Origin of the sequence: Paraburkholderia sp. ZP32-5 (assembly GCF_021390495.1) — a bacterium.
Taxonomy (GTDB): Bacteria; Pseudomonadota; Gammaproteobacteria; order Burkholderiales; family Burkholderiaceae; genus Paraburkholderia.
This window is the reverse complement of the sequence record NZ_JAJEJP010000002.1, coordinates 608,884-624,528: the sequence shown is the minus strand read 5'-3', so window position 1 is coordinate 624,528 and position 15,645 is coordinate 608,884. Positions and strand designations below refer to the sequence as shown.

Here is a 15,645-nt window from a genome sequence, read left to right as displayed (position 1 = left end):
ATGGCCCCCTCATTCGTTGTTCATCACGGTGGTCGCGGACAGCGTGACCGGACCGGTGAAGACCGACAGCATCCGGCCGAGGCCGAGCCCCGTGTATCGATAGGAGACCGTCACCGACAGCGGCTGACCGAACGTGCCGCCCGCGCCGGTGGTGGTCACCGAGGGCGCGGACTTCGTGCCGAACGTCAGCAGATAGCTCGACGTGTAGTTCGTCACGACGGTCTGGACGTCGGTTGTGGTGGGCTTGGGACTTTTCAGCACTACGCCGGCGCGCGCGCCTTCACGGCTGGCATTGGTGATCACCGCTTTGTCGTACAGCGCGATGCCAAGCTCGACGATCGCGAATACGACAAGCAGCAGGAACGGCAGCACGATCGCGAATTCCACCGCCGCCGCGCCGCGCTGTGCCGGTTGGCTTACCCGCTTCGCGCGACGACGCGCATACACGGGCTGATATTTTTTATCGTTCATGGTCCCCCCTTCTAACGCATTACCCGAAGCATCGAGATCTGCTTCTGCGCTTGGCCGGCGATATTGGATTTCAGATGTGAGCCGGTTGTGCCCAATGTAGGCAGGCTGGTGCGCCACCACTGTTGGACAGCGCACGCTGAGGGTGATGTGATTGCCAGGGTGTTCGGCAATGCGTGATCAGTCTCGCCAAGCGGCTCGCTGCCGCCGGCGCCTACAGCTTTCCCTGCCCGACCCGCTCGATAAAGCGCCACAGCGCATCGTCGGTCGAATAAGGTGCGTTGAAGCGAAACCATGCGCTCGGCGCATCGTCGGGACGAAAGTAAGAACCCGGCGCAAGCCAGATGCCGTGCGCGAGCGCGGCCGTCGTCACCGCGCCGGCCTGCTCCGCTTCGATCGGCAGACGCGCCATCGCGAACAGGCCGCCGCGCGGCCGGTGAAACATCTCGAGCCCGAGCGCGTCGAAGCGTTCTTCCAGCGCCGCGTGCGCGAGCTTCAGCCGTTCGTTGACCGTGTCGACATGGCGCGCGTAGCGCCCTTCGATCAGCACCTTGTCGACGATCCGCTCGATCGCCTCCGACGACGTCAGCCCCACCGCCATCTTCGTGCGCGCCAGTTCGCGCAGCACCGCGGTCTCGGCAACCACATAGCCGCAACGCAAGGCCGGCGTCACCGTCTTCGAAAAGCCGCCGAGATACAGCACGCGCCGCAACCCCTCCATCGCGGCGAAAAGCGGCGCGCTGGGCGGCGCGAGTTCGCGGCTGACGTCGTCCTCGATGACCCAGATGCGCTCGCGCTCGGCGATCTGCAGCAAGCGGAACGCCGCCGACATCCCGAAGGTCGCGCCGGTCGGATTCTGCAGCGTCGTGTTGACGAAGATCGCCTTCGGCTTGTGGCGCGCGACCAGCGCGTCGAGTACATCGGTATCGACGCCGGCCGGCGTGCGCGGCACGCCATGCACGACGAGGCCGGCGAGCTTCAGGATCTGCAGCAGATTGCCGTAGCCCGGATCCTCGACGATCACCGCGTCGCCCGCGCGCAGCAGCGTGCGCACGATCAGATCGAGCCCCTGGGTCGCGCCCTGCGTCAGCAGCACGTTCGTCACCTCGACCGGCAGACCGCGCCGGTCGAGCTGTTCCGCGATGCGCTCACGCAGCGGCGCAAAGCCATACGGATGACCGTAGTCGCCGAAACGCGCGGCCGGTACCCGGCTCAGCGCGCGCAACGCATGTTGCAGCCCGGCCTCGTTGATCCACTCGCCCGGCAGCCAGCCGCAGCCCGCCTTGATCGGCACCGAATGATCGGCGAACACATCGGACAGCAGCCAGTTCGCGGTCAGGCTCGGCGGCTGCCAGTCGGCGACCGCCGCGCGCGTGGCCGGCCCGCGCGCCGCGACCCGGTAGCCGGAGCCGCGTCGCGCGACCACCAGCCCCATCGATACCAGCCTGTTGTAGGCCTCGGTCACCGTGAAGGTGCTCAGCGCATGGCTTTGTGCCAGCTGCCGCACCGACGGCAGCAGCGCGCCCGCGCGCAGCGATTGCGCTTCGATCGCGCGCGCGAAGCCCTGGACGACCTGCTCGACGAGCGTCGAAGACGCGCGCCGGTCGCGCTGAAGTTCGAGTTCGATCATGATGCGGACGAAAAATCCGGACAGAAAACGGCCGCGGCGGGCGGCCGGACGCATGCGTGCAATGCCGCTGTCGATGCCAATCGATGCCGAAATGCGCGGTTCGCACGGAACAATACAGTCCCTACGAATTCGCCAGCACAGTTAGCACCACACTTCGGCAACTGTTTATGCCGCCATTAAACCCCGAGCGCTACAGTTTTGGCTACGCAGGAAGTCCCTTTCCTCATCGGGGACGGCCTCCCCAACCCATTTCGAGGAAATTCCATGACTTCGCGCCCCGTCATCGACGATCTGTCGTCCTTCTGGATGCCCTTTACCGCCAACCGCCAGTTCAAGGCCGCGCCGCGCCTGCTGGAATCGGCAAAAGGGATGTACTACCGCAGCAGCGACGGGCGCGAGATTCTCGATGGCTGCGCGGGCCTGTGGTGCGTGAACGCCGGCCATAGCCGCGACGAAATCGTCGCCGCGATCACGCAACAGTTGTCGACGCTCGATTTCGCGCCGACCTTCCAGATGGGCCACCCGCTCGCGTTCGAAGCAGCCACGAAAGTCGCCGAACTGATGCCGGCCGGCCTCGACCGCATCTTCTTCACGAACTCGGGCTCGGAATCGGTCGACACCGCGTTGAAGATCGCGCTCGCCTACCATCGCGCGCGCGGCGAAGGACAGCGCACGCGTCTGATCGGGCGCGAGCGCGGCTATCACGGCGTCGGCTTCGGCGGCATTTCGGTCGGCGGTATCGCGCCGAATCGCAAGACCTTCTCGGGCGCGTTGCTGCCGGCAGTCGATCATCTGCCGCATACGCACGATCTCGAACACAACGCGTTCTCGAAGGGCCAGCCGGCGTGGGGCGCGCATCTGGCCGACGAACTGGAGCGCATCGTCGCGCTGCACGACGCGTCGACGATCGCCGCGGTGATCGTCGAACCGGTGGCCGGGTCGACCGGCGTGCTGGTTCCGCCGCAAGGCTATCTGCAAAAGCTGCGGGACATCTGCACGAAGCACGGCATCCTGCTGATCTTCGACGAGGTCATTACCGGCTTCGGGCGCGTCGGCAAGGCGACGGCGAGCGAATACTTCGGCGTCACGCCGGATCTGATCACGCTCGCGAAAGCGATCAACAACGCGTCGATCCCGATGGGCGCGGTCGCGGCAAGCCGCACGATTCATGACACGGTGGTCGGCAACGGCGCGCCGGGCGCGATCGAGCTGTTCCATGGCTATACGTATTCGGCGCATCCGGCGGCCGCCGCCGCGGCCATCGCGACGCTCGACCTGTATCGCCGCGAGAATCTGTTCGAGCGCGCGGCAAGGCTCGCGCCGTCGTTCGAAGCCGCAGCGCATGCGCTGCGCGGCGCGAAGCATGTGAAGGACGTGCGCAACCTCGGCATGGTTGCGGGCATCGAGCTGGAATCGCGAGAGGGCGCGCCGGGTGCGCGGGCTTACGAGGCGTTCGTCAAATGCTTCGAAGCGGGCGTGCTGATCCGCTTCACCGGCGATATCCTCGCGTTTTCGCCGCCGCTGATCATCGATGAAGAGCAGATCGCGCATATCTTCAAGACGGTCGGTGATGTGCTTGCGACTGTGCAGTAAGCGCAGCGAGCGAATGCTTGTGGGAGAGAGTGCGTAAGGCAGCTCTCCACGTGGGGACAAACACAAAAGAGCGGTGGCACGTGGATGCGTGCGCCGCTCTTTTGCTTTGTGCGCTTTGCTTCAGGCACCTTGATTCCAGCGCCTTGCTTCGGGCACTTCGCTACGGGCACCTCGTTTCAGGCGCTTCACTTCGCAGCGCCCTTACTAGCCCCCCCACCAGCCTCAATGATGCGCGCGCGAAGCCCGCGTATGCGCGGCCTTCTTCGCGGCCGCCGAACGGCCAGCCGCGCCTTTGGTCGCCGCAGCCTTTTTCGCCGCGGCCGAGCGGCTGGCCGCGGGCCGTTTGGCCGCCGCCGATTTCGCCTGCTTCGACATCGCGGCCGGCGACGCCCCCGCCCTACTCTCGCGCTTCAGTACGTTCTCCGACACGCGCGAGCGTTTCGCGCTCGACTCCTTGCTCGCGCTCTTTTTCGCGGTACCTTCGTGCTTGCCCGCGGCGCTATCCTTCTGCGCTTTCTTGCGGGTCGCCTCGCTCGTCGCGCCCTTCTTCGGCGGCTTCACATCGACGCCCGCGCGGCGCGCCTCGGACAAACCGATCGCGATCGCCTGCTTCGGCGACCTGACGCCGTGCTTGCCGGCGCGCACCTTGTCCACCTGTTCCTTCACGAACTCGCCGGCTTGAGTACTCGCCGACTTGCCGGCGCGCTTATCGGCCGCGGCACGTTTCAAGGTTTTCTGCTCTGGCATGACAGTTCTCCGGTTGAGGTTGCGACTACGGACTCAACGTGCAGCAACGGCCGTGCCGGGAATTTGGAGACCGGGGCTCGCGCGCATCAGCGGGACGGCGTATGGTGGTGAGCAAGGGTCGGCGCAGGGTCCGTCCCGGCAGCCTTGGAGATATCCATGAAGATAGCTAACGTTCGCGCGGGTGCGCATATCGAAGGCGTGCACTGGATCGCCGAATACGCCGAGGACGTCCATGAAATTCGCGTGTTTCGCGAGGGGCAGGAGGTGGACGTGCATAACGCGCCGTCCACGCTGTTCGGCGATGAGGAAAACGCGGGTTCGAAGAGCACCGCCGATCATCGGGCGATGGAGGCCGCCGTGCTCGCTTATCTGAAACGCTTTGTCACCGAGCACGACGCTGAAGAGTAGTTTTTCGCGGGCTAGCGCAGTGGACTGGACGTCGCGCTAGCCCGCTTTCCTACTCACCCGTGGCACAAGCCGCGGGTTCTCGCCGGCTGCCGGATCGGGTGGCGCTCACACAGCGCCAAAGCACCCGTCACGGCAAGCCGACGCGCGCCGCGCGTTCAATCCGCCGGCCGCAGCTTCTTTACTTCGGCATCCGATGGTTGCACGCTCGCGCCATCGATATAGCGATACGACGTCATCACGCCCTTGCCGTCCTTCACGCCGGTCACGCCGACATACGCGCCCATCGTCGACTGGTTGTCCTGCGGGCGATACATGATCGGCCCGAACGGCGTCTCGACGTTGAGCCCCTTGAATGCGGCGGCGAGTTTGTCGGGATCGGTCGAACCGGCCTTTTTGATACCGTCGGCGATCGACATCAGCGCCGAATAGCCGACCACCGAACCGACTCGCGGATAGTCGTGATACCGCGCGCGATACGCGTCGACGAATTTCTTGTTGGCCGGCGTATCGATCGAATACCACGGGTAGCCGGTCACGATCCAGCCGGTCGGCGCTTCGGCGCCGAGCGGATCGAGATAGTCGGGCTCGCCGGTCAGCAACGACACCACCGCGCGATCCTTGAATAGCCCGCGCGTATTGCCCTCGCGCACGAACTTGCCGAGATCCGCGCTGAACAGCACGTTGAAGATCGCATCCGGCTTCGCATCGGCGATCGCCTGGCTGACCGCGCCCGCGTCGACATTGCCGAGCGGCGTCGCCTGTTCGACGACGAACTGCACGTCGGGCTGCGCCGCGCTCAGCAGTTTCTTGAAGGTCGCCACCGCCGATTGCCCGTACTCGTAGTTCGGATACACGATTGCCCAGCGCTTCTTGTGCAGTTTGGCCGCCTCGGGCACCAGCATCGCGACCTGCATATAGGTCGAAGGACGCAGACGGTACGTGTATTTATTGCCGTCGGCCCAGACGATCTTGTCGGTCAGCGGCTCGGCGGCGAGGAGGAAAATCTTCTTCTGCTTGGCGAAATCGGTCAGCGCAAGGCCGGTGTTCGACAGAAAGCCGCCGAACAGCAACTGCACCTGCTCGCGCGCGATCAACTCCTGCGCGACGCGCACCGTGTCGCCAGGGTTGCCGTTGTCGTCGCGCGAGATCACTTCGAGCTGCTTGCCGAGCACGCCGCCCGCCGCGTTCACCTGTTCGAGCGCGAGATTCCAGCCGTTTTTATAAGGCCCGAGAAAGGCGGGTTGCGCCTTATAGCTATTGATCTCGCCGATCTTGATGGTCTGCTGTGCGCTCGCGCCGAAGGCGCTCAACGAGCACACGGCCGACACGATAAGACGAGAGATCCATCCTGCGCGTGTGGTCATGTGTTGCTCCGTTATCAGAAGGATTGCTGGGTTTTAATCGCATATGAATGGCGGGCGCGATGCGCTTATACGCCGAGATAAGCGTGCCGCGCGGTCTCATTGCGCGCGAGTTCGCCGATCGTGCCGCTAAAGCGGATCTGCCCTTTTTCAAGCACATACGCGCGGTCGCTGACCAGTTCGGCAAAGTGCAGATTCTGCTCGGACAACAGAACCGACAGCCCCGCGCGCTTGAGTTCGAGAATCATATTCGCCATCTGCTCGACGATCACCGGCGCAACGCCTTCGGATGGCTCGTCGAGCAGCAGCAGATACGGATTGCCCATCAGCGTGCGCGCGACGGTCAGCATCTGCTGCTCGCCGCCGCTCATCTGTGCGCCCGGGCGTTTCGGCATTTCGCCGAGATTCGGAAACAGCTGGAACAGCTTTTCCGGCGTCCATTGCGGCATGCCGTCGCGCGGCGGCTGGCGGCCGGTGTCGAGATTTTCCATCACCGTCAGGTCGGCGAACACGCGGCGATCTTCGGGCACGAAGCCGACGCCCATGCGCGCGATCCTGTGCGGCGGCAGCGCGCCGATAGGCCGGCCGCGAAATATCACCTCGCCGCGGCGCTGCGGCAGCATGCCCATCACCGCTTTGAGCGTCGTCGATTTGCCCGCGCCATTGCGGCCCATCAACGCGACCACTTCCCCGCGGCCGACTTCAAAGCCGACGTCGAACAGAATATGCGCGCGGCCATAAAACGCATTGAGGCCGGCGACTTTCAGCATCGGTTCGCTCATTGCGGCACTCCGCGTTCTCGCGTGCCGGCCGCCGCATCCGGCAGCGGCAGATGCGGACGAAAAGTCTTGCCGGTGCCGAAATAGACTTCCTGCACGCGCGCGTCGTTGCGGATCGTTTCGGCATCGCCCTCGGCGATCAGCTTGCCGCGTGCAAGCACGATCAGCCGATCGGCGTACGCGAATACGACATCCATGCTGTGCTCGGTAAATAGCACGCCGATACGGTGTTCGGTCGCAAGGCGCCGCGTCAGCGCCATCAGTTCGTTGCGCTCGCGCGGCGCCATGCCGGCGGTCGGTTCGTCCATCAGCAGCAGCTTCGGACGGTTCGCAAGCGCGATCGCCAGTTCGACGCGCTTGACGTCGCCATACGCGAGCACAGCGCAGGCGCGACTTGCGTGCGCGTTCATACCGACCTGTTCGAGCAGCGCGAACGCTTCGTCGGCATAGCGGGCGCGTGCCGGTTTCCACAGACCAAAGGTTTTTTTCTCGTGCGATACCAGCGCCATCTGCACGTTTTCGAGCACCGTCATCGAATTGAACGTGGCGGCAATCTGGAACGTGCGGCCCACGCCGCGCCGCCAGATATCGCGCGGACGCATGCCGACCAGCTCATGACCATCGAGAAGAATCGAGCCCGCCGACGGCTGCAACTGGCCGTTGACCATATTGAAGCAGGTGGATTTGCCCGCGCCATTCGGTCCGAGCAACGCCAGCAGTTCGCCGGCTTGCAGCTCGAACGACACGTCATCGACGGCTTTGACGCCGCCGAACGATCTCGACAGACCGCTCACGCGCAGCAGGCTCATCGCCCCTCCTCGACCGTGGCCGCCCGTTGCGACGGCGCTGCGCCGCTGTCGTAGGTCGCGTCGGCTTGATCGAAGGCGGTATCGCCGAAACGCTCGCGCACGAAGCCGACGATGCCCTGCGGAAACGCGATCACCAGCAACAGGATCACGAAGCCGAGCAGCGCCTGCCAGTAGTCGGTCTGACGCGCGACGGTGTCCTGCAGCCATGTGAATACCGCCGCGCCGACGATCGGCCCGCTCAACGTCTGCAAGCCGCCGAGCAGCACCATCACGAGGCCGTCGACCGAACGGCTCACGCTGATCGCCTCAGGCGAGATATTGCCTTTCGAAAACGCATATAGCGATCCGGCGAGCCCGCAAAACAGCGCGGCGATCACGAACGATGCCCATTGCACGCGCTTGACGTCGATACCGATCGTCTCGGCACGCAGCGCGGAATCGCGTGCTGCGCGCATCGCATATCCGAGCGGCGAAAACAGCATGCGGCGCAGCAGCCACACACCGAGCACCGCGCACGCGAGCGTCAGGTAGTAAAACGCGACCGGCGACGACAGCCAGTTCGACGGCCATAAGCCGAGCACGCCATTGCTGCCGCCCGTGACGTCGTCCCACTGGAATACGACCGACCAGACGATCTGCGCGAACGCGAGCGTCAGCATCGCCAGATAGACGCCCGACAGGCGCACGCAGAACCAGCCGAACAGCAGCGCGCCCAATACCGCGAGCAAGGGGCCCAGCACCAGCGCGGCTTCCATCGGAAGATTCAGCACCTTCAGAAACAGCGCCGCGCCATACGCACCGAGTCCAAAGTACGCGGCGTGGCCGAACGAATGCAGGCCGCCCGGCCCCATGATGAAATGCAGGCTCGCCGCGAACAGCACCGCGATCAGGATTTCGACGAGCAGCACCGGCATATACGGAAACGCGTTGGCCGCGAGCGGCGCCAACACGAGCGCGAGCAACACCAGCGCGGCCAGCCATTTCAGACGCTTGCCGGCCGGCCGCAATGGCGTCTCCGGCGCGCCGAGACCCCGCACGAGCGCGCTCGCACGGCCCAGCAGCCCCCATGGCCGCACCACCAGCACGACCGCCATCACGGCGAATTCCGCGACCAGCGTAAAGCGGCTCAGCGACAGGCCAAACCCGAAAACGGTCACATGCCCGATGCCGATACATAGCGCCTTGATCTCGGCGATCAGCAACGCGGCGATAAACGCGCCCGGAATCGAACCCATGCCGCCGACCACCACGACGACGAACGCATTGCCGATCGTATCCAGATCGAGCGACAGGTTCGCCGACATGCGCGGCCCTTGCAGCGCGCCGCCCAGCCCTGCGAGAAAGGCGCCGACGAAAAACACGCCGGTAAATAGCCATGCCTCGTTGATACCGAGCGCGCCGAGCATCTCGCGATCCTGCGTCGCGGCGCGCACCAGCGTGCCCCAGCGCGTGCGCGTCAGCGCATACCAGAGCAGCAGCAGAACCAGCGGGCCGATCACGATCAGCGCGATATCGTAGGTGGGCAACGGATGGCCGAGAAAATCGACTGCGCCGGCAAGATGCGGCGCGCGCGGGCCGAACAGATCGTCGGGGCCCCACAGCCATAGCGCGGCGTCGCGAAAGATCAGCACCAGCGCAAAAGTGGCGAGCAGATGGAACAGCTCGGGGGCCTGGTAGATCCGCCGCAGCACGACGATTTCGACCAGCGCGCCCAGCACCGCGACCGCCAGCGCGGCGGCCAGCACCGACAGCCAGAAGCCGCCCGTGGTCTGGCCAAACCGGCTCGCGATGCTGTACGCGACGTAGACCCCGAGCATATAGAACGAGCCGTGTGCAAAGTTGACGATGCGCGTCACGCCGAAGATCAACGACAAACCGGCGGCGACCAGAAATAGCGTCGACGCGTCGGCGAGTCCGTTAACCAGTTGCACCAGCAGATTCGAAAGCATCACGACCTCGGCAGCTTGCCGGACGGCGCCAGCACGACGGGAGCGGCGGCCCGGGCGGCAGGCGTTGGAGCGCGGGCGGCACCCTGCGCGCCCGCGTCAAAGGCAGGACACTACCAGTGAATCAACCCGCATAACAAGCCACACCCAATCTACGCCGAAGCCGGCATCCGTGCCGGGCATGGCGGTGAAGCCCGCACACCCGACAGGCCATTGAAAAAGCCCCAAAAGTTGGCGGGCAACTTTTGGGGCCTGGCTGGAAAGCGCTTGAAGGCGTCTGGCAGCGTTTGGCAGCGCGCTTACGGCTTGGCTGCCGCCACGTCATCCTCGCGGAACAGCTTGTCGGCCAGATGGAAGGCCGAATTCGCCGCCGGCACGCCGGCGTAGATCGCCGTCTGCAGCAGCAATTCCTTGATCTGTTCGCGCGTCACGCCGTTGTTTTTCGCGGCGCGCAGATGCAGCGCGAGTTCCTCGCTGCGGTTCAGCGCGACCATCATCGCGATCGTTACCAGACTGCGCGTATGGCGCGGCAGGCCGTCGCGCGTCCAGATTTCGCCCCATGCATAGCGCGTGATGAAGTTCTGGAATTCCTCGGTGAACTCGTTACGGTTCGCAAGCGACCGGTCGACGTGCGCGCTGCCCAGCACCGCACGGCGCACACCAAGGCCGGCTTCATAGCGATCTTCGTCGTTCATTTCGTCTCCGTCAGGAAGTCGAGTACGGTCTTCGTGAATTCGTCGACCTTTTCGATATTGGAAATATGCGATGCGTCCAGTTCGACATAGCGCGCGCCCGGAATCGACTGCGCGAGTTCGCGGCCTTGCGCGGGCGTCGCGGCGAGGTCGTGCGTACCGCTGATCACGAGCGCCGGCAGCTTGATGCCCGGCGTTTCGGGGCGCAGATCGGCCGCGTCGATCGCGTCGCAGTTCGATGCATAGCCTTCCTTGTCGTTATGCACGAACACGTCGCGAATCAGCGCCAGCACGACCGGCTCACGCTCGATGAAATCGGCCGTGAACCAGCGCGGCAGCACTGCGTCGGCGAGCGCGAGCAGGCCTTCGCTGCGAGCCTTCGCGGCGCGCGGCACCCATACTTCCGGCGAGCCGATACGCGCGGCCGTATTGCACAGCACGACGCGCTCGAAGCGGTCGCCATGACGCGCGGCCAACGCGACGCCGGTCAGGCCGCCCATCGAGATGCCGCAGAAATTCGCGCGCGCGATCTTCAGCGTATCCATCAGACCGAGCACGTCGCCGGTCAACTGCTCGATCGTGTACGGACCCTTCGGCGCTTCCGAATGGCCGTGGCCGCGCGTGTCGTAACGCAGCACGCGGAAATGCTTCGACAACGCCGCGACTTGCGGCGCCCACATGGACATATCGCAGCCGAGCGAATTCGACAGCACGAGCCACGGCGCGTGGCCGTGACGGTCGCCGTCGATGCGGTAGTGAAGCTCGGTGCCGTTGACTGCGGCGTAAGGCATGCCGGTTACTCCTTGGTAGGGGCGCGCTGCGCGCGCGTGGTATGAAGCGCCAGCGCGGCATCCACATATGCGTGCGCCTGGCCGACGTATTGAGCGGGATCGAGCAGCTGCTTCAGGCGCTCGAGCGGAAGATGTTGGGTGACGGCGGAATCAGCGGCAAGCACGTCGTAAAGCGTTTTGCCGTCGGCGATCGCCGCTTTGGATGCCCGTTCGACCAGATGATGCGCGTCGAGCCGGCCGATGCTGTCGCCGAGCGCGAGCATCACCGCTTCGCCGAGAATCAGGCCATGCGTGACATCGAGATTCGCGGCGAGGCGCGCGACGTTCACGTTAAGACCCGCCGCGATCTGTTCGATATTCGCGAGCGCGCCGCCCGCCAGACGCGCGAGGTCGGGCAGCGCATCCCATTCGGCCTGCCAGCCGCCGAGCGCGCGCTCATGCTCCTGCACCATGCCGGCGAATATGGTTGCCACCAGGCCGGGCGCGCGCGTCGCGGCGGTCAGCACGGCCGCGCAGCCGACCGGGTTGCGCTTATGCGGCATCGTCGACGAGCCGCCCTTGCCGGCTGCGGCGGGCTCGGCGAGTTCATCGATTTCGGTTTGCATTTGCAGCGAGATATCGCGCGCGATCTTGCCGAACGTGCCGATCAGCATGCCGAATACCGATGCCGTTTCAGCGATGCGGTCGCGCTGCGTATGCCACGGCAAGGTCGGCACCGCGAGGCCGAGTTCTTTGGCCAGCGCTTGCGTCACCTGTGGCGCCGCGTCGCGCAGGCTGGCCAGCGTGCCGGCCGCACCGCCGAATTGCAGCACCAGCACGCGCTCGCGCAGCGCGGCGAGCCGCTCGCGATGGCGCAGCAACGCATCGAGCCATTGCGCGAATTTAAGGCCGAGCGTAATGGGCAGCGCCTGCTGCAGCCAGGTGCGGCCGATCATCGGCGTCGCGCGATGGGTGGCCGCGAGTTTCGCGACGGCGTCGCAGGTGGCTTGCAGGCCGCTGTCGAGCAGGTCGAAGGTGTCGCGCAACTGCAGCACCAGCGCCGTATCGATGATGTCCTGGCTCGTCGCGCCCCAATGCACGTATTTGCCGGCTTCGGCATCGGCCGCCTTGACGAGCGCGGTCAGCTGCTTGACGAGCGGAATCGCCAGATTGCCGCCGAGCGCAGCATCGCGCGCGAGCGCATCGGCATCGAGCCGATCGGCCTGGCAAGCGGCTTCGATCGCGGGTACGGCGGATTCGGGAATGACTTGATGAGCGGCCGAAGCGCGCGCAAGAGCGGCTTCGACGTCGAGCATCCGTTGCAGCGTGGCACGCGGCGCCCAGATATCGTTCATCGGCTGTGTGCCGCAAAGAAGGCCAGTCAGACGGGCGCTGGAGTCGAGCATGATGACGTCGATGTTCGAGGGAGTCGGAGATGAAAGAACTGAGCCGCGTGCGGTACTGATGCATGCGGCGCCGTGCAGGTTGTCGCGCGTAATGCCGCATATGTTGCCGCGTATTGTGCGCCAACCGGGGCATGCACGCCGCCGAAGTCGCAGGCCAGCGCCGACCAGGCATTTGCCTCGCCAGCACCGGCCCGTTCGCGCGGCGTGCCGCGTCGCGTCGGTACTGCTTCAGGCGGACAGCCAGCCGGCGGCCGCGCCTGAAGCCGGCCATCAGGCCGCGCGCGCGGCCTGCGTGCCGTCGGTCATCGGCACGCCAGTCAGCTTCTGCAGTTCGTCGAAGCCGATATCGGTGAAGATCTCGCGCACGACGAGGCCTTGCTTCGTCACGTCGATCATCGCGAGGTCCGTATAGATACGGGTCACGCAGCCGATGCCGGTGACCGGATACGAGCACTCGGCGGTGATCTTGCTTTCGCCCTGCTTGGTCAGGTGCTCCATCATCACGTAGACCTGCTTCGCGCCGATCGCGAGATCCATCGCGCCGCCGACCGCCGGAATCGCGTCCGGTGCGCCGGTGTGCCAGTTCGCGAGGTCGCCCTTGGCCGACACCTGGAACGCGCCGAGCACGCAGAAGTCCAGATGGCCGCCGCGCATCATTGCGAACGAATCCGAGTGATGGAAGAACGCGCCGCCCGTCAGCAGCGTGACATGCTGCTTGCCGGCGTTGATCAATTCGTCGTCTTCCTCGCCCTTTGCCGGTGCCGGGCCCATGCCGAGCAGACCGTTTTCGCTATGCAGGAAGATTTCCTTGTCGGCGGCCAGGTGATTGGCCACCAGCGTCGGCACGCCAATGCCGAGGTTCACGTACGCGCCTTCGGGGATATCCTGGGCGACGCGCTTGGCCATTTCATCGCGGGTCAGTTTTTTCATGTCGGTCTCCGGTTCAGGCAGCAGCGTCGTGAGGATTGGCCGCCGGGGCGTGTGCCGCTTGCGGCACTTCGATCACGCGTTGCACGAAAATGCCGGGCGTGACGATCACTTCAGGATCGAGCGCGCCGAGCGGCACCACTTCCGACACCTGCACGATCGCGGTTTTTGCCGCGCTTGCCATGATCGGCCCGAAGTTGCGGGCGGTCTTGCGATAGATCAGGTTGCCCCAGCGGTCGCCCTTATACGCCTTGATCAGCGCAAAGTCGGCATGCAGCGGCGACTCCAGCACATAGTGCTTGCCGTCGATCAGACGGGTTTCCTTGCCTTCGGCAAGCTTGGTGCCGTACGCGGTCGGCGTGAAGAAGCCGCCGATGCCCGCGCCCGCCGCGCGGATACGCTCCGCGAGATTGCCTTGCGGCACGAGTTCGAGTTCGATTTCGCCGGCGCGATAGAGCGCGTCGAATACATACGAGTCGGTCTGGCGCGGGAACGAGCAGATGATCTTGCGCACACGCTTCGCGTTGAGCAGCGCCGCGAGGCCGATATCGCCGTTACCTGCGTTGTTGTTGACGATGGTCAGGTCGCGCGCACCCTGCTCGATGAGCGCGTCGATCAGCTCGGACGGCATGCCGGCCGTGCCGAAGCCGCCGATCATGACGGTGGCGCCGTCGTGGACATCGGCGACGGCCGATTGAAGTGACTCGAAAATCTTGTTGATCATGTCGAATTTCCTTTGGGGGCGCTACGTGCCGCTGGGCTGACAGTCGCGACTGGCAATGCTCGCGCCGGAAACGGTCTCCGGGCATGCTGGCGACGGCTCGCGACGTGGATAGCGGGCTGGCGCCTTCGGTTGGTTCACCGCCGAATCGGCCGAAATGTTCGTTACATGAACAGTGATTCGTTTAGCGAACGCTTCGGCGATTATGGTTGCCCTTTGGGCACGTTGTCAAGGCAGGGAAACCCCCTTCATGATAGGTCTCGCCGCGCGGCATCGAGAGCCTGTGTTTGCCGAGAACAAGCCGGCCGCACGCATTGCCACTATGCTTATGGCCGATTTTTGAACTACCCTCTATCGCAATACGGCATAAGCGTGGAATCGGCCGCGCTTGCCCGCACCCGGTAACACTGCATGGCCGACACCCAACTGGATCTGAACCTGATCCCTTATCTGGTCGCGATGGAAGACACGCGCAACGTGAGCCGCGCGGCCGAACAGCTCGGCGTCAGCCAGCCGCGCGTCAGCACCGCGCTTGGCCGTCTGCGCGAATATTTCGACGATCCGCTGTTCGTGCGCACCTCCAAAGGCATGGAGCCGACGCCGCGCGCGCTCGCGATCCTGCCCGCCGCGCGCGACGCGCTGCTGCGCATCGAAAAAGGCATGCTCGATGTGCAGGACTTCGATCCGGCCACCAGCACCCATACGTTTTCGATCGCGCTATCGGATGTCGGCGAGATCGTGTTTCTGCCGCGGCTTTTGCAGATGTTTGCCGAACGCGCGCCGTGCGCGAATCTGCGCTCGGTATCCGTATCGCCGTCGCAGGTGGAACGCGGGCTCGAATCGGGCGACGTCGATCTTGCCGTCGGCTATTTCCCGGACCTGGCCGGCAATAACTTCTTCCAGCAGCGGCTGTTTACGCATCGCTTCATTTGCCTGATGCGCAGCGGCCATCCGCTGTCGAAGGCACCGCTCACACTCGAGCAGTACGTCGCGTCGGGGCATGCGGTCGTACGCGCCGAGGGACGCAGCCAGGAAGTGCTCGAGCAGTACCTGGAAAAGAAGCGCATCAAGCGCCGCGCGGTGCTCGAAACGCCGCATTTCATGAGCCTGCCGTTTATCCTCGCGCGCACCGATCTGCTCGCGACGGTGCCGCATGCGATCGGCTTCGCGTATGTATCGGAGCACGCGTCGATCATGCTCGTCGAGCCGCCGCTGCAACTGCCGCGCTTCGATCTGCGGCAGCATTGGCATCGCAAGTTTCATAACGATCCGCGCGGTAGCTGGCTGCGAGGTCTGGTCGCCGAGCTGTTCAACGACGCGATGGATGAATGGCCCAAATAGCCGGACCCGCCCCGCCGGCGAAAGGGAGATCGGCACATCCGTGCGCA

The 15,645-nt window shown here is 64.9% G+C and carries 15 protein-coding genes; 3 read left to right on the top strand and 12 right to left on the bottom strand.

Annotated elements, in window-relative coordinates:
* Positions 1–9 precede the first annotated feature (9 nt).
* Both L0U82_RS21630 and L0U82_RS21625 read right to left on the bottom strand, forming a co-directional pair.
* The gene (locus L0U82_RS21630; RefSeq protein WP_233834347.1) at positions 10–471 is read right to left on the bottom strand and encodes a TadE family protein; all 462 of its coding nucleotides are present in this window, start codon (positions 469–471) and stop codon (positions 10–12) included.
* 211 nt (positions 472–682) lie between these two features.
* Positions 683–2,098, bottom strand: a complete 1,416-nt coding sequence (locus tag L0U82_RS21625; RefSeq protein ID WP_233837438.1) for an aminotransferase-like domain-containing protein — start codon at positions 2,096–2,098, stop codon at positions 683–685.
* A gap of 264 nt (positions 2,099–2,362) precedes the next feature.
* Here L0U82_RS21625 and L0U82_RS21620 point away from each other — a divergent pair, with 264 nt between their 5' ends.
* On the top strand, positions 2,363–3,691 hold the full coding sequence (locus L0U82_RS21620; protein ID WP_233834346.1) for an aspartate aminotransferase family protein: 1,329 nt from the start codon (positions 2,363–2,365) through the stop codon (positions 3,689–3,691).
* A 222-nt stretch (positions 3,692–3,913) separates the two neighbouring features.
* Here L0U82_RS21620 and L0U82_RS21615 read toward each other — a convergent pair whose 3' ends face one another.
* Positions 3,914–4,438 (bottom strand): DUF6496 domain-containing protein, encoded by a 525-nt coding sequence (locus L0U82_RS21615; protein ID WP_233834345.1) that lies wholly within the window; start codon positions 4,436–4,438, stop codon positions 3,914–3,916.
* A gap of 156 nt (positions 4,439–4,594) precedes the next feature.
* Here L0U82_RS21615 and L0U82_RS21610 point away from each other — a divergent pair, with 156 nt between their 5' ends.
* Positions 4,595–4,846, top strand: coding sequence for a hypothetical protein (locus L0U82_RS21610; protein ID WP_233834344.1), 252 nt, complete (start codon positions 4,595–4,597; stop codon positions 4,844–4,846).
* Between the two features lie 155 nt (positions 4,847–5,001).
* On the opposite strand, the gene L0U82_RS21605 is transcribed toward L0U82_RS21610, so the two are convergent.
* The 9 genes from L0U82_RS21605 to L0U82_RS21565 all read right to left on the bottom strand — a co-directional run bounded on the left by L0U82_RS21605 (position 5,002) and on the right by L0U82_RS21565 (position 14,260).
* A complete protein-coding gene (locus L0U82_RS21605; RefSeq protein WP_233834343.1) occupies positions 5,002–6,210 on the bottom strand; it encodes an ABC transporter substrate-binding protein in 1,209 nt (402 codons plus the stop codon).
* Positions 6,211–6,275: 65 nt separating this feature from the next.
* On the bottom strand, positions 6,276–6,989 hold the full coding sequence (locus L0U82_RS21600) for an ABC transporter ATP-binding protein (RefSeq protein ID WP_233834342.1): 714 nt from the start codon (positions 6,987–6,989) through the stop codon (positions 6,276–6,278).
* On the bottom strand, positions 6,986–7,795 hold the full coding sequence (locus tag L0U82_RS21595; protein ID WP_233834341.1) for an ABC transporter ATP-binding protein: 810 nt from the start codon (positions 7,793–7,795) through the stop codon (positions 6,986–6,988). The genes L0U82_RS21600 and L0U82_RS21595 overlap by 4 nt, the downstream gene beginning before the upstream one ends.
* Positions 7,792–9,744, bottom strand: a complete 1,953-nt coding sequence (locus tag L0U82_RS21590) for an ABC transporter permease (protein ID WP_233834340.1) — start codon at positions 9,742–9,744, stop codon at positions 7,792–7,794. Before L0U82_RS21590 ends, L0U82_RS21595 begins: the two co-directional genes overlap by 4 nt.
* A gap of 296 nt (positions 9,745–10,040) precedes the next feature.
* A complete protein-coding gene (gene pcaC / locus L0U82_RS21585; RefSeq protein WP_233834339.1) occupies positions 10,041–10,436 on the bottom strand; it encodes a 4-carboxymuconolactone decarboxylase in 396 nt (131 codons plus the stop codon).
* Entirely contained in the window at positions 10,433–11,224 is a 792-nt protein-coding gene (pcaD, locus tag L0U82_RS21580; RefSeq protein WP_233834338.1) for a 3-oxoadipate enol-lactonase, read from the bottom strand. The genes pcaC and pcaD overlap by 4 nt, the downstream gene beginning before the upstream one ends.
* Positions 11,225–11,229: 5 nt before the next feature.
* On the bottom strand, positions 11,230–12,609 hold the full coding sequence (locus L0U82_RS21575) for a 3-carboxy-cis,cis-muconate cycloisomerase (RefSeq protein WP_233834337.1): 1,380 nt from the start codon (positions 12,607–12,609) through the stop codon (positions 11,230–11,232).
* Between the two features lie 270 nt (positions 12,610–12,879).
* Positions 12,880–13,539 (bottom strand): 3-oxoacid CoA-transferase subunit B, encoded by a 660-nt coding sequence (locus L0U82_RS21570; protein WP_233834336.1) that lies wholly within the window; start codon positions 13,537–13,539, stop codon positions 12,880–12,882.
* Positions 13,540–13,552: 13 nt separating this feature from the next.
* Positions 13,553–14,260, bottom strand: a complete 708-nt coding sequence (locus L0U82_RS21565) for a 3-oxoacid CoA-transferase subunit A (RefSeq protein WP_233834335.1) — start codon at positions 14,258–14,260, stop codon at positions 13,553–13,555.
* A 408-nt stretch (positions 14,261–14,668) separates the two neighbouring features.
* On the opposite strand from L0U82_RS21565, the gene L0U82_RS21560 reads away from it, so the two are divergent.
* Positions 14,669–15,598, top strand: coding sequence for a LysR family transcriptional regulator (locus L0U82_RS21560; RefSeq protein ID WP_233834334.1), 930 nt, complete (start codon positions 14,669–14,671; stop codon positions 15,596–15,598).
* Positions 15,599–15,645: the final 47 nt, after the last annotated feature.

Bases quoted from the DNA above. Each gene is read 5' to 3' on its own strand.
- L0U82_RS21605 (WP_233834343.1), bottom strand. From the start codon at position 6,210: ATGACCACACGCGCAGGATGGATCTCTCGTCTTATCGTGTCGGCCGTG.
- L0U82_RS21575 (WP_233834337.1), bottom strand. From the start codon at position 12,609: ATGCTCGACTCCAGCGCCCGTCTGACTGGCCTTCTTTGCGGCACACAG.
- L0U82_RS21560 (WP_233834334.1), top strand. From the start codon at position 14,669: ATGGCCGACACCCAACTGGATCTGAACCTGATCCCTTATCTGGTCGCG.
- L0U82_RS21620 (WP_233834346.1), top strand. From the start codon at position 2,363: ATGACTTCGCGCCCCGTCATCGACGATCTGTCGTCCTTCTGGATGCCC.
- L0U82_RS21610 (WP_233834344.1), top strand. From the start codon at position 4,595: ATGAAGATAGCTAACGTTCGCGCGGGTGCGCATATCGAAGGCGTGCAC.
- pcaC (WP_233834339.1), bottom strand. From the start codon at position 10,436: ATGAACGACGAAGATCGCTATGAAGCCGGCCTTGGTGTGCGCCGTGCG.
- L0U82_RS21615 (WP_233834345.1), bottom strand. From the start codon at position 4,438: ATGCCAGAGCAGAAAACCTTGAAACGTGCCGCGGCCGATAAGCGCGCC.
- pcaD (WP_233834338.1), bottom strand. From the start codon at position 11,224: ATGCCTTACGCCGCAGTCAACGGCACCGAGCTTCACTACCGCATCGAC.
- L0U82_RS21570 (WP_233834336.1), bottom strand. From the start codon at position 13,539: ATGAAAAAACTGACCCGCGATGAAATGGCCAAGCGCGTCGCCCAGGAT.
- L0U82_RS21600 (WP_233834342.1), bottom strand. From the start codon at position 6,989: ATGAGCGAACCGATGCTGAAAGTCGCCGGCCTCAATGCGTTTTATGGC.
- L0U82_RS21625 (WP_233837438.1), bottom strand. From the start codon at position 2,098: ATGATCGAACTCGAACTTCAGCGCGACCGGCGCGCGTCTTCGACGCTC.
- L0U82_RS21630 (WP_233834347.1), bottom strand. From the start codon at position 471: ATGAACGATAAAAAATATCAGCCCGTGTATGCGCGTCGTCGCGCGAAG.
- L0U82_RS21565 (WP_233834335.1), bottom strand. From the start codon at position 14,260: ATGATCAACAAGATTTTCGAGTCACTTCAATCGGCCGTCGCCGATGTC.
- L0U82_RS21595 (WP_233834341.1), bottom strand. From the start codon at position 7,795: ATGAGCCTGCTGCGCGTGAGCGGTCTGTCGAGATCGTTCGGCGGCGTC.
- L0U82_RS21590 (WP_233834340.1), bottom strand. From the start codon at position 9,744: ATGCTTTCGAATCTGCTGGTGCAACTGGTTAACGGACTCGCCGACGCG.